The following is a 13081-nucleotide window of genomic DNA, read 5'->3' on the forward strand; positions in this document are numbered from 1 at the left end:
TTATAAAAAATGAACATAAAAGGAGAATAAGTGATAAAATATATTTAAAAACAGAAAAAGAACAACGGAGATAAGTACCTATAAATTAGTAACTTACTACCATTGTTCTCTCACGCTATTTTTGTACAAATAAGTTTCATTTTGCTTAAAAAAGTGATTCCGTTGGGGTTCGAACCCAAGACCCACAGCTTAGAAGGCTGTTGCTCTAATCCAACTGAGCTACGGAACCAGAACTTTATAAACCGCAAACACACATTTTGCAAGCAATCTAGAGTTAGCCTAGCCATTTTACTTATTTGCGGCTGCAAAGGTACATATATTTTTTGAATACACCAAACTTTTTCTCACTTTTTTCAATTTTTATGCTTAAATATCGCAAAAAATAACTACCTTTGCATCCGTTCGGAGCAAGATTCAGCTATCAGGCTCCAAAAAGAAGATGAGATTTTTAATAACGCATATTGAAACATAAAACATACGCAAATGAAAAAGTTAATCTTTTCAGTAGCTCTGCTCTCGGCAGCACTCTCAGCCAGCGCAGAAGAACATCCGCTCTGGATGCGCTACCCAGCCATCTCACCCGATGGCACTACCATCGCCTTCGCTTATAAAGGCGACCTCTACAGTGTTTCTGTCAACGGCGGTGAAGCACGACAGCTCACAACCCATGCAGCCTTCGATTCGCATCCTGTATGGAGCCCTGACAGCAAGAAAATTGCCTTCCAGTCTAACCGCGAAGGAAGTCTCGACATCTTCGTTATCGATGCGAAAGGCGGTGCTCCTACCCGACTCACGACCAACAGCGGCAGCGAAACGCCTATCGCCTTTGCTGACAACGACCATGTGCTCTACTCTGCCAGTCTGCAGCCTACAGCCCAGAGCATCATCTTCGGCGACAACACATTCCCACAAATATATAAGGTAAGCACCAAGGGCGGAAGACCGGAACTCTTCTCTACCCTCACCATGGAGGACATCAGCATCGCCAAGAACGGCGACATCCTCTATCACGACAAAAAGGGATATGAGGACCCTTGGCGCAAACATCAGAAATCGCCTATCGCACGCGACATCTGGCTGAAGAGCAACGGCAAGTTTGCCAAGCAGACTACCTTTGCCGGTGAAGACCGCTCGCCAGTATGGACATCAGACGAGAAATCATTCTTCTATCTGAGCGAACAGGACGGCACATTCAATATCTACCGCCGCAGCCTCAACAGCTCAAGCGACAAGCAGATTACCCATCACAAAGGCAATCCGGTAAGATTCCTCACCGCATCCAGCGCCGACCTGCTCTGCTACGGATATGATGGCGAAATCTACACCGTGAAGGAAGGTGGAGAGCCTCAGAAGGTGAACATCTCCATTACAACAGATAATGATGCTCCAAGCCTCGTACGTCAGATTAAGAGCTGGGGAGCGTCAGAGATTTCTGTTTCGCCAGACGCCAAGGAAGTGGCTTTCGTGATGCATGGCGACGTATACGTCACTTCTGTGGAATACACCACTACCAAGCGCATTACTGACACTCCGCAGCAGGAGCGCGACCTGAGTTACTCGCCAGACGGCAGAGCCCTGGTCTATGCAGCCGAGCGCAACGGCGTATGGCAGATTTACCAGTCTAAAATCAAGAACGAGAAAGAAAAGAACTTCACCTACGCTACCGACATCGAGGAAGAGCAGCTGGTGAAAACAGGCATTACATCGCAGTATCCGCAATACTCTCCTGACGGCAAGGAAGTGGCTTTCTTCGAAGACCGCGCTGCACTCCGCATCGTCAATCTGAAATCGAAGGAAATCCGCACTGTGCTCGACGGCAAATACGTCTACTCTTACAGCGATGGAGACATCAGTTTCGAATGGTCGCCAGACAGCAAATGGCTTCTTTCTACTTATATCGGCAACGGCGGCTGGAACAACCAGGATATTGCGCTGGTAAAGGCTGACGGCAAAGAGGTTCACAACCTGACCAATTCGGGCTACAGCGACAGCAACGGCAAATGGGTGCTCGACGGCAAGGCAATGCTCTTCCAGAGCGACAGAGCCGGTTACCGCAGTCACGGAAGCTGGGGAGCTGAAGACGACGCCTACATCATGTTCTTCGACCTGGACGCCTACAACCGCTTCAACATGAGCAAGGAAGAGATAGAACTGGCTGACGCCAACAAGGACGATAAGGAGAAGAAGGAAGACGAAAAGAAGGAAGAGGCTAAGAAGAAGGCTGACGAAAAGCAGAAGAAGACAGGCAAGATAGAGGTGGAAAAAGTGAAACCACTGGAACTTGACATCGAAAACAGCCGAGACAGAATCGTACGCCTCACCGCAAACTCTTCGCACATGGGCGATGCTGTGCTCTCTAAAGACGGCGACAAGCTCTACTATCAGGCTGCCTTCGAGGATGATTACGACCTCTGGCAGCACGACCTGAAGGACGGTTCTACCAAGCTCGTGATGAAGGGCGTAGGTCAGGGCAACCTGCAGACCGACAAGGATGTGAAGAACCTCTTTATCTGCAACGGAAGCAGCATCAAGAAGGTGGATCTGAGCGGATTCAGTACCAAGAACATCAGTTTTGAGGCTAACTTCAACTATAAGCCAGCCGAGGAGCGCCAGTATCTCTTCGACCACGTATGGCGACAGGTGAAAGACAAGTTCTACGACCCTAAGATTCATGGTGTTGACTGGGAAGGTTACCGCAAGACCTACGAGAAGTTCCTGCCTTACATCAACAACAATTTCGACTTCCAGGAGATGTTGAGCGAAATGCTGGGCGAGTTGAACGCTTCGCATACAGGAGCCCGCTACTACGCTTCGAACAGCGCACTCACCACAGCCAACCTGGGTGTATTCTTCGACCCTCAGTATCAGGGCGACGGCCTGAAGATTCAGGAGATTATCAAGCGTGGTCCTTTCGATGTGAAGAATACGGGCGTAACAGCCGGCAGCATCATCGAGAGCATCGACGGCGAGGAGATTAAAGCAGGAATGGACTACTTCCCATTGCTCGACGGAAAGGTTGGCAAGAATGTACGCCTCGGCATCAGAAACGCTAAGGGCAAGAAGATGGAGGTTACGGTGAAGGCTATCTCTCAGAGCAAGCTCAATAATCTGCTCTACAAGCGTTGGGTAGACCGCAACCGTGCTTTCGTTGACAGCATTTCGGGCGGACGCATCGCTTATGTTCACGTTAAGGCGATGAATTCAGAGAGTTTCCGCACCGTTTACAGCGAACTGCTGAGCGACAAGAACCGTAACCGCGACGCTGTAATCGTAGACGAGCGCCATAATGGCGGCGGCTGGTTGCACGATGACCTCTGCACCCTGCTCAACGGCAAGCAGTATCAGGAGTTTGTGCCTCATGGTAAGGTAGTTGGCCGCGATCCGTTCAACAAATGGGTGAAGCCATCTTGCGTCATGATCTGCGAGAACGACTACAGCAACGGCCACGGTTTCCCATGGGTTTACAAGGAACTCGGAATCGGTAAGCTGATTGGTGCTCCTGTAGCTGGAACCATGACAGCCGTATGGTGGGAAACGCTGATGGACAACACGCTGGTATTCGGTATTCCTCAGGTAGGTTGCCGCGACATGCGTGGCGTGTTTGGCGAGAACACCCAGCTGAACCCAGACATCGAGGTTTACAACAGTCCGGAAGATTTCATCAATGGTCATGATACTCAGCTCGAAAGAGCCGTCAGGGAAATGATGAAGAAATAAACAGAACGCCCTGCAAGGGTCCAGAAGCCAAACCGCTTCTGTCCCTTTGCAGGGCGATTTGTTTTTGTATCAGACAGCATTATTTATTAAACCTTATTAACCCCAATATCGGCTAAAACCCTTTCATCATGACATAAAACCCTCTAAATCTTTACTTTTTTTCTTGAAAAGGGAGAAAAAGCAAATGAAAAAGCCTTAAAATAAAAAAAAATGAGTATCTTTGCAGAAGATAAAAAACAAGATTATGGGATTATTCGGATTATTCAGCAACAAAAAGAAGGAAACTCTCGATAAGGGTCTGGAAAAAACCAAGGAGAGTGTGTTCGGCAAACTGGCGCGTGCCGTTGCCGGAAAGTCTACCGTCGACGATGATGTGCTCGACGATCTGGAAGAGGTACTCATCACCTCAGACGTAGGTGTAGAAACCACCGTCAAGATTATCCGCCGCATCGAAGAACGTGTGGCTCGCGATAAATATGTTTCAACCAACGAACTCAATCACATTCTGCGCGAGGAAATAGCCAATCTCCTCTCAGAGAATCACAGCGATGACCTGGCAGACTGGGATCTCCCTGCCGATCATAAACCTTACGTTATCCTCGTAGTAGGCGTAAACGGCGTGGGCAAGACAACCACCATCGGCAAGCTGGCTTACCAGTTTAAGAAGGCTGGCAAGAAGGTTGTTCTGGGAGCTGCCGACACCTTCCGTGCTGCTGCCGTAGAGCAGATTTGCATCTGGGGCGAGCGCGTGGGCGTGCCTGTAGTGAAACAGCAGATGGGAAGCGACCCGGCAAGTGTGGCTTTCGACACCCTGCAGAGCGCCAAGGCAAACGGTGCCGACGTGGTGCTCATCGATACGGCAGGACGACTGCATAACAAGGTGAACCTGATGAATGAGCTCAAGAAAATAAAGGACGTGATGAAGAAGGTAATGCCAGAAGCACCAGACGAGGTAATGCTCGTGCTCGACGGAAGTACCGGACAGAATGCCTTCGAGCAGGCTAAGCAGTTCTCTGCCGTAACCAACATCTCTTCGCTCGCCATCACCAAGCTCGACGGAACCGCAAAGGGCGGCGTTGTCATCGGCATCAGCGACCAGCTCAAGGTGCCTGTAAAATACATCGGACTGGGCGAAGGAATGGAAGATCTGCAGCTCTTCAACAAGACAGAATTCGTAGACTCGCTCTTTAAAAATTAGAAAATGAAGAAAAATCAGATAGATATTATTACCCTGGGCTGCTCAAAGAATCTCGTAGACAGCGAGCTGCTGATGAAGCAGTTTGAGGCAAACGGCTACCATTGTGTTCACGATTCAAAGCGTCCTCAAGGCGAGATTGCCGTCATCAACACATGCGGTTTCATCGAGGACGCAAAGCAGGAAAGCATCGACACCATCCTGGAGTTTATTCAGGCTAAGGAAGAAGGCCGACTCAGAAAGCTCTACGTAATGGGCTGCCTCTCGCAGCGCTACCAGAAGGAACTGGAAAAAGAAATGCCAGAAGTAGATAAATTCTACGGCAAATTCAACTACAAACAGCTCCTGCAGGAACTCGGCAAGGCTGAAGTTTCATCCTGCAACGGCCAGCGCCATCTTACCACCCCTCGCCATTATGCCTACATCAAGATAGCCGAAGGCTGCAACCGCCACTGTGCCTACTGCGCCATTCCTATCATCACCGGCAAGCACGTTTCCCGACCAAAGGAAGAGATTCTGCAGGAGGTGCGCGAACTGGTAGCTGAAGGCGTGAAGGAGTTTCAGATTATCGCTCAGGAACTCACCTACTACGGCGTGGATATTGACGGCAAGCATCATATTACCGAACTCATCAGCGAGATGGCTGATATTCCGGGCGTGAAATGGATTCGCCTGCATTACGCTTATCCGAACCAGTTCCCTATGGATCTTCTGGACGTGATGCGCGAGAAGCCAAACGTATGTAAATATCTCGACATAGCCCTTCAGCACATCAGTGACCACATGCTCAACAGCATGCATCGCCACGTTACGAAGCAGGAAACCATCAATCTGCTGAAAGCTATCCGTGAGCGCGTGCCAGGCATTCACATCCGCACTACGCTGATGGTCGGATTCCCAGGCGAGACAGATGAGGATTTCCACGAGCTTCTCGACTTCGTACGCGAACAGAGATTTGAGCGCATGGGCGCCTTCGCCTACTCTGAGGAAGAAGGAACCTACAGCGCCACCCACTACGAAGACAACGTGCCTGCCGAGGTAAAGCAGCGCCGACTGGACGAACTGATGATTCTGCAGCAAGACATCAGCTCTGAGATTGAGGCAGATAAAGTGGGCAAAATCATGACCGTCATCATCGACCGCAAGGAAGGCGATTACTACATCGGACGAACAGAATTCTGCTCTCCAGAAGTAGACCCAGAGGTTCTGATCCGTGCCGATGAGAAGCGTCTGCGTGTGGGCTGTTTCTACCAGGTAGAGATTACCGCAAGCGAGGAATTTGACCTCTACGGCAAGGTGGTGAAATGAGCATTCTCTCCCATTGCCCGGAGTTTTAGAAATTTTGATTACATATTTAATATGAACAATAAGGAATACATCGCAGAACTGGCTCAGCAAACCGGCTATTCGCAGGAAGACACCCAGAAGCTGGTGCGCAAGGCGATAGACGCTATGATTGCCGAGTTTGAGGATGGAGAAGCTGTCTCTATCCCCAATTTTGGCACCTTCGAAGTGAAGAAGCGCATGGAGCGAGTGGTGGTTAATCCTACTACCAAGAAGCGCCAGCTGGTGCCGCCTAAGTTGGTGTTAGGTTTCCGACCGGTTGCTTCGGTCAAGGAAAAACTAAAGAATGGAGGGGATGAGCAATGAGTAAATTCAGTTTAAATACACTCGGAAAACTGCTTGCTGACAAGAGCGGTCTGAGCCAGGTGGAGGCAGAACTCTTCATCCGAAAGATGTTTGATGTTTGCAACCAGGGACTAGATGCCGATAAGCAGGTGAAGATAAAATGGCTGGGCACCTTTAAGATACAAGCCACAAAAGACCGTGAAAGCATCAATGTGAACACGGGCGAGCGCTTCACCATTGAAGGCAGAGACAAACTTACCTTCACGCCCGACAACATTCTGAAAGAAATCGTGAACAAGCCATTCGCCCAATTTGAAACGGTTGTGGTAAATGACGGCGTAGATTTCGATGAAATCGACGAGAAGTTTGGAGAAGAACAGCCTGAAACGGCTCCTGCACAAGTAATCGACTTCCTTGACGAAGAAGAAACCGCAACTCCCAATCCGGAGGTTGTCGTAATAGGATCTGAAAAAGAAAAAGAAAAAGATAAAGAAGAGGAAGACGAACTGGCTAAGCAAATTGCTATTGAACAAGCCAAACTGGAAAGATTAAAACAAGCTAAACTGGAGCAGGAAAGAATCGAACAGGAAAAAATCGAGCAAGAAAGACTGGAACAGGAAAAGCTGGAACAAGAAAGAATCGAGCAAGAAAGGCTGGAGCAAGAAAGACTGGAGCAGGAAAGGCTGGAGCAAGCCAAGCAGCAGCAAGCCATGAAAGCAACTGTTCAACCTGCAGTTCCTGTTTCAGACGAAACTGAGGAAGAAGAAGATGATGAGGAAGAAGAATCTTCTAATTCTCATCATATTGTTATTCCTCGTTATTTGGTCGTTGCAGTCTGTCTTATCGTAGTAGCTTTGATTGGCGGAATGGGATGGTTTGCCTTCAACTATGGTCAGATGACTGCCCAGCGTGATCATCTAGCCATGCAACTGAACCAGTATCATCAGAAACCAGCCAAGAAAGCCACAACCAACGCAGCTGCCGCCCCACTCTCTCAGGAGCAGAAACTCCGCCAGAAAGCCATCGAAGACAGCATACGTATGGCTAAAACTGCAGAAGCTGTAAAACTGGCAGAACAATCGGATGAGGGAAGTGCTAACGCTGAAGACAGCAAGCAAGCTGAGGCAAAAGCGAAGGCAGAAGCTGCAGCCAAGGCTAAGGCTGAAGCTAAAGAAAAAGCTAAAGAAAAGGCTAAAGCCGAAGATAAGGCTGCTTCGCAAATAGCATCATCCCAATATGATAAGGATGCTCGCGTACGCACGGGAGCTTACAGAATCATAGGAGTTGCCCAGACCGTTACGGTTGGCGCCGGTCAGACCATCGAGCAGATCAGCACCCGCTATTTAGGTTCTGGCATGGAATGCTACGTTGAAGCCCTGAACGGAACAAGCACCATAAAGGCAGGACAGAAAATCAAGATTCCGAAACTGGAATTGAAGAAGAAAAAGAAATAAAAATAAGACAAACAAAAATCGCCCTGTAAGAGCAAAACAAAATTTTGCCATTACAGGGCGACATTTTTTATATTAACTTTACTTGCCCAACACTTCATCAAGCAAAGTATAGAAAGCAGGATCCTCACCAACAATGGTCTTGATAATCTTGCCGTCAGCATCAATCACAATCTTGGTAGGGAAACCCTGAACAGCATAGTCGCTGAGAACCTTGCTGTCCTTTGGATTGTAAACATGAATCCATGGCAACTGGTGTTTCTCAACAGCAGCCTTCCACTTCGCCTCAGTATCATTACAATCTACACCCAAAATTTCAAACTTACCCTTGTACTTCTCGTAATACTCCTTCATCTTAGGCATTCCCTTGATGCACCATCCGCACCATGAACCCCAGAAGTCGAGAACTACAATCTTACCGCGAAGGCTGGAAAGCTTGAAATCATTTCCTTTAATATCCTTCAGCGTAAAGTCGGGAGCCTCAACACCGGCAGCCTGCACCTTCTTAGCCTTCTCCTCAGCCTCAGCACGCTTCTTAGCCATATCAATCATTGGCTGGTAGAAAGCCTTCATTCTGCCGTTCTTCACATTTTCAGAGAGCAAGCCCAGCAGTTTCTCCATCTTGGCAACATCATCAAACTGCTCGATGATAGTAGCACAAGCCTCATAATCAGGATGCTGTTTTACGAAATCGAAAATCTTATCGTCCTTTGCCTTTTGCAGGGCAGGAGCCTTCTGCTCATATTCAGCCATGATGGTCTGCTGTTTCTCACCATTCTTGATTCTCTGGTTCAGGGAAGCTTCGTAATCATTCAACTCCTTACTGGCAGTCTCCAGCAGAACATCTACCTCATGATACTGCTGATAGAACTTAGAACCCGAAATATCGAAGCGGCTCTTTGCATCGCCCTTAACTTCAGCCTTCTCGCCAGGAACACAAGGCAGGTTGAACATAAACTGACCTGCGCCACGATAAGTTTCAGGTGAGAGGAAAACGTATCCGGCTGCCTTGTCAAGGTTTGCAGAATAGGTAAACTTGCCATTCTTTACCAAAACCGTATCCATCTTAACATTTCTGCCCTTGTAAACAAGTACAGAATCGGAATTGAAATTCTTCAATTCCACCTTCAACAGGAAGTTGCTCTTCTGAGCCATTGCTACGGTTGATGCAAGCATCAGAGCCGCAGATAAAATCGTTGTTTTCATTTTTCTTTTATTATATTTATTCTGATTACACCTTATTATATATAGGGAACGAAGAACGCCTGGTTCGTCGTCATCCTTATTCTTCATACTCGGTAGTATCCTCAATACCCGCCTCGGCCAAAGCCTCCTTGCGCTCAACGCAGGTTCCGCATTTGCCACAATGCTTCTCACCGCCCTTATAGCAGCTCCAGGTTTCAGCATAGTCAATGCCCAACTTCTTACCTATCTCCGCAATCTGCCCTTTGGTAATATTCGTATAAGGAGCCACCACGCGCACATCAACGAACGTTCCTGCTTCAGCAGCCTCATCTATCGCCTTGATAAACTCCGGACGGCAGTCTGGATAAATCGTATGATCGCCACCATGGTTCGCGATGAAAACTTTCTTCAGATTATTACTCTCAGCAATGCCGATGGCAATGCTCAGCATGATTCCATTACGGAAAGGAACCACCGTACTCTTCATATTATCATCAGCATAATGACCCTCAGGAATTGCATCGGCACCTTCAAGAAGAGAACTCTTGAAATACTGATGCATGAAACCCAAATCTATCGTAATATGCTTGATTCCCAAACGCTCACAATGCATCTTGGCGAAGGGAATTTCACGCTCGTTATGATTACTTCCATAGTTAAAACTAATGCCGAGTGCAATCTCGTCTTTCTTATCGTAGAGCAGCGTGATGCTATCCATGCCGCCGCTCACAATGATTACTGAATCCTTCATTTTACTTTGAACTTTAAAGTCAGATTATACAATATTTATAAAGCCAGATGTACACAAAAATCTGTGTAATCCGCGAAATCTGCGTGAGATTTTACCCGAACAGGCAGCGAAAAGCTTCTTCCACCTTCCTAACTGGATGAATTTCTATCTTATATTTCTTATGGTCGAAACTATGATTGTTGTACTTCGGAATGATGATGTGCTGGAATCCCAGTTTTTCAGCCTCAGCAATACGCTGCTCGATGCGGCTTACCGGACGGACTTCACCGCTCAGACCTACCTCACCTGCCATACACCAGCCTTGCTCTATCGCTGTATCCACATTGCTGCTCAATACGGCTGCCAACACACTCAAGTCCATAGCAGGATCGGTTACTCTCAATCCTCCGGCAATATTCAGGAACACGTCCTTCTGCATCAGCTTAAACCCCACACGTTTCTCTAGAACCGCCAGGAGCATGTTCAAACGGCGCTGGTCAAAACCAGTTGCCGAACGCTGCGGAGTTCCGTATGCCGCCGTGCTCACCAGAGCCTGCGTTTCCACCAGGAACGGGCGTACACCCTCAATGGCAGCACTGATGGCAACACCCGACAATCCGTCGTGGTCTTCCGTAAGGAGCAGTTCCGACGGATTGCTCACCTGTCTCAATCCTCCCTGCAGCATCTCGTAGATGCCGAGTTCCGAAGTGCTTCCGAATCGGTTCTTGATGCTTCGCAGGATGCGGTACATATAATGTTGATCACCCTCAAACTGGATGACAGTATCCACAATATGCTCCAGGATCTTCGGACCAGCCAGGGTTCCCTCCTTATTAATATGTCCGATCAGGATAACAGGGATACCGCTGGTCTTGGCAAATCTCAGGAGCGATGCTGCGCATTCACGTACCTGGGATACAGAACCAGGAGAACTATCCACACTCTCTGTAGCAATTGTTTGGATAGAATCGATAACTACCAGTTCTGGAGCCACTTGCTGAATATGGGAAAAGATTTTCTCTAACTGTGTTTCACAGAGAATCGTAATATGACCGAAGGCATTCTCCGGTGGGGTTCCTGCTAACGAAGCTACGTCACCTGTCGAAGTTCCCTTCAGCATAGCCTGTCCCTTCGCCAGTCTGTCAGCTCTCAGCTTAATCTGATGAGCACTCTCCTCACCGCTCACATACAGCACCCTTCTATGTTTCATATTCAGGATGGTTTGCAGCGTAAGGGTACTCTTTCCGATGCCCGGTTCACCGCCCAGCAGGGTGATGCTTCCCGGCACCATACCGCCACCCAGTACGCGGTTCAGCTCCTCGTCCATCATATCGATACGCGGCTCATCCACAGCCGAAATATCCTTCAGATTCATCGGCTTGGCATCCGCGTCGGAGTGTTGCCCACCAAACATGGTAGCAGCCCCGCCATGTCTCATGGTCATGCCAGCGCTTTTAGCCGCCTGCGATCCCGAATCAGCCGCAATGCGTATCTCCTTAAAAGTATTCCATTGTCCGCAGCTAGGGCATTTACCCATCCACTTGGCACTTTCCTGCCCGCAGTTGCTGCAAACGTATGCTATCTTATCTTTTGCCATAACGATTGAATTTTTCGGCAAAGGTACAGCTTTTTTCTTTAAAAGCCAAAAAAGCGCCCATTTTTCGCAGACAAATCCCTATTAAACAATATTAAAAAATAATCTATTTTTTCCAAATATCTCTCCTTTTCCCCTATTTTTGGGTATATTTGCAGATTCAGAACCAAGAGTAACAACTATAAATAAGCATATGAAAACAGCTATAAAAATCATTAAAAGACAGCAGAAACTGAAAGAACCTATCAAATTGCGAGTCAAGAACCTCAAAAACGGAAACCAAAGTTTATACCTTGATATTTACTGGCAGGGTAAACGCACTTACCAATTTCTGTATTTATATCTGGTTCCGGAAATCAACGAGCAAACCATAGCACAGAACCAAGAAGTTGCAAGACAGGCCTTGCTCATCAAGAGCAGGAAAATCATCAAGCTCCTCGGCAACATGCCTAAACACGAAGGAAACGAAGCGACCCGAAAATACTATCTGCTCGACTTCATCCAGAAATACGCAGATGAGCGCAAGCCGAAGACGGGTAATTGTACAAGAAGTAGATACGAAAGCATCATCAGTCTGAAAAAGCATCTTATGAAGTTTGGAGCTAAAAATACATTGGTAGGAGAAGTAGATACTAAGTTCGTAGAGCATTTCATCGACTATCTGAGGGAGGCACACGATTTACATCCCAACAGGAAGAATCCTTCCAAATTATCAGAGGGAACGATTTATCTTATGTATTCTATTCTTCGAAGTATCACCATCGAACTGTACAAAAAGAAGTTGATTCCCCAGAATCCATACTCTTTTCTCTCCCCTCAATTCCGTCTGAAGCATCCGGAATCAACCAGAAATTATCTAAGCAAGAGCGAACTCGCAAAAGTCATCCAGTCAGAATGCAAGTATCCTCAACTGAAAGAAACCTTTCTCTTCAGCTGCTTCACGGGATTACGCAAGAGCGACATCCTCAGTCTAACTTGGGAAGAGATTATTCGAGAGAATGGTAAAGTCTTTATCCAAAAGAAAATTCAGAAGACGCAGCGATGGCTCAAGATACCATTATCCCATCAGGCGATGCAATGGCTGCCGAAGCGACCGGCAAGAGACATGAAAGGAATTATTTTCGACGAGATTTCACATTCTTCGATGTCGAAACAACTGAAAGCGTGGCTTGGAACCATCAAGAATCTTAACAAGGAGATAACTTTCCATTGCACGAGTCACAACAAAATCTTTTATTGATTGAATATCAACGAATTAAATATAGTAAAGAATGTAACTGCTAACGATTTAGAAACGAGCTATATTCTTTTTCTTTCACAACTTTGCAATATACAAAGAACGCTTTGATTACGACTGCAAAGATAAATCTTATTTTCTGAAAAACATATAAGTTTGCTTTCTTTTTGGAGTTTTTTAAGAGTTATCACACGATTTAAAGTGAAAGCAATTCATTTTTATTGCTAATAAACTATAAAAAGACTGAGCAAATTCTTTTTATTGGTATTAAATTTGTATTTTTGCAAAAAAGAAACTCATAGCAATATGGCAAGTAAGAATTTAAATCGAATAAAAGTTGTCC

The 13081-nt window shown here is 47.0% G+C and carries 9 protein-coding genes and 1 tRNA gene; 6 read left to right on the forward strand and 4 right to left on the reverse strand.

Annotation, left to right across the window (positions count from 1 at the left end):
• Nucleotides 1-154: 154 nt before the first annotated feature.
• A tRNA-Arg gene (locus ACWJAO_RS10295) sits at nucleotides 155-229 on the reverse strand.
• A gap of 254 nt (nucleotides 230-483) precedes the next feature.
• On the opposite strand from ACWJAO_RS10295, the gene ACWJAO_RS10300 reads away from it, so the two are divergent.
• The 5 genes from ACWJAO_RS10300 to ACWJAO_RS10320 all read left to right on the forward strand — a co-directional run bounded on the left by ACWJAO_RS10300 (nucleotide 484) and on the right by ACWJAO_RS10320 (nucleotide 7995).
• Entirely contained in the window at nucleotides 484-3717 is a 3234-nt protein-coding gene (locus tag ACWJAO_RS10300) for a S41 family peptidase (protein WP_449140182.1), read from the forward strand.
• A gap of 244 nt (nucleotides 3718-3961) precedes the next feature.
• Nucleotides 3962-4915, forward strand: coding sequence for a signal recognition particle-docking protein FtsY (ftsY, locus tag ACWJAO_RS10305; protein ID WP_337501280.1), 954 nt, complete (start codon nucleotides 3962-3964; stop codon nucleotides 4913-4915).
• 3 nt (nucleotides 4916-4918) lie between these two features.
• On the forward strand, nucleotides 4919-6220 hold the full coding sequence (gene rimO, locus ACWJAO_RS10310) for a 30S ribosomal protein S12 methylthiotransferase RimO (protein WP_449140183.1): 1302 nt from the start codon (nucleotides 4919-4921) through the stop codon (nucleotides 6218-6220).
• Between the two features lie 51 nt (nucleotides 6221-6271).
• On the forward strand, nucleotides 6272-6562 hold the full coding sequence (locus tag ACWJAO_RS10315) for an HU family DNA-binding protein (protein WP_006846479.1): 291 nt from the start codon (nucleotides 6272-6274) through the stop codon (nucleotides 6560-6562).
• Nucleotides 6559-7995, forward strand: coding sequence for an HU family DNA-binding protein (locus ACWJAO_RS10320; RefSeq protein ID WP_449140184.1), 1437 nt, complete (start codon nucleotides 6559-6561; stop codon nucleotides 7993-7995). The genes ACWJAO_RS10315 and ACWJAO_RS10320 overlap by 4 nt, the downstream gene beginning before the upstream one ends.
• Nucleotides 7996-8073: 78 nt before the next feature.
• On the opposite strand, the gene ACWJAO_RS10325 is transcribed toward ACWJAO_RS10320, so the two are convergent.
• The 3 genes from ACWJAO_RS10325 to radA form a co-directional block, all read right to left on the reverse strand.
• Nucleotides 8074-9198, reverse strand: coding sequence for a redoxin domain-containing protein (locus ACWJAO_RS10325; protein ID WP_449140185.1), 1125 nt, complete (start codon nucleotides 9196-9198; stop codon nucleotides 8074-8076).
• A 76-nt stretch (nucleotides 9199-9274) separates the two neighbouring features.
• Entirely contained in the window at nucleotides 9275-9928 is a 654-nt protein-coding gene (gene queC, locus ACWJAO_RS10330; RefSeq protein WP_006846476.1) for a 7-cyano-7-deazaguanine synthase QueC, read from the reverse strand.
• Between the two features lie 91 nt (nucleotides 9929-10019).
• Complete coding sequence (gene radA / locus ACWJAO_RS10335) at nucleotides 10020-11504, reverse strand: DNA repair protein RadA (protein ID WP_449140186.1); 1485 nt, start codon at nucleotides 11502-11504, stop codon at nucleotides 10020-10022.
• A 190-nt stretch (nucleotides 11505-11694) separates the two neighbouring features.
• On the opposite strand from radA, the gene ACWJAO_RS10340 reads away from it, so the two are divergent.
• Nucleotides 11695-12741: a phage integrase SAM-like domain-containing protein gene (locus tag ACWJAO_RS10340; RefSeq protein WP_449140187.1), complete on the forward strand. Its 1047-nt coding sequence runs from the start codon at nucleotides 11695-11697 to the stop codon at nucleotides 12739-12741.
• Nucleotides 12742-13081 lie beyond the last annotated feature (340 nt).

This window comes from Segatella sp., from assembly GCF_977051555.1.

What these genes read in the sequence shown, in the direction of transcription:
- ACWJAO_RS10300 (WP_449140182.1), top strand. Translation starts at nt 484, where the DNA reads ATGAAAAAGTTAATCTTTTCAGTAGCTCTGCTCTCGGCAGCACTCTCA.
- ftsY (WP_337501280.1), top strand. Translation starts at nt 3,962, where the DNA reads ATGGGATTATTCGGATTATTCAGCAACAAAAAGAAGGAAACTCTCGAT.
- rimO (WP_449140183.1), top strand. Translation starts at nt 4,919, where the DNA reads ATGAAGAAAAATCAGATAGATATTATTACCCTGGGCTGCTCAAAGAAT.
- ACWJAO_RS10315 (WP_006846479.1), top strand. Translation starts at nt 6,272, where the DNA reads ATGAACAATAAGGAATACATCGCAGAACTGGCTCAGCAAACCGGCTAT.
- ACWJAO_RS10320 (WP_449140184.1), top strand. Translation starts at nt 6,559, where the DNA reads ATGAGTAAATTCAGTTTAAATACACTCGGAAAACTGCTTGCTGACAAG.
- ACWJAO_RS10325 (WP_449140185.1), bottom strand. Translation starts at nt 9,198, where the DNA reads ATGAAAACAACGATTTTATCTGCGGCTCTGATGCTTGCATCAACCGTA.
- queC (WP_006846476.1), bottom strand. Translation starts at nt 9,928, where the DNA reads ATGAAGGATTCAGTAATCATTGTGAGCGGCGGCATGGATAGCATCACG.
- radA (WP_449140186.1), bottom strand. Translation starts at nt 11,504, where the DNA reads ATGGCAAAAGATAAGATAGCATACGTTTGCAGCAACTGCGGGCAGGAA.
- ACWJAO_RS10340 (WP_449140187.1), top strand. Translation starts at nt 11,695, where the DNA reads ATGAAAACAGCTATAAAAATCATTAAAAGACAGCAGAAACTGAAAGAA.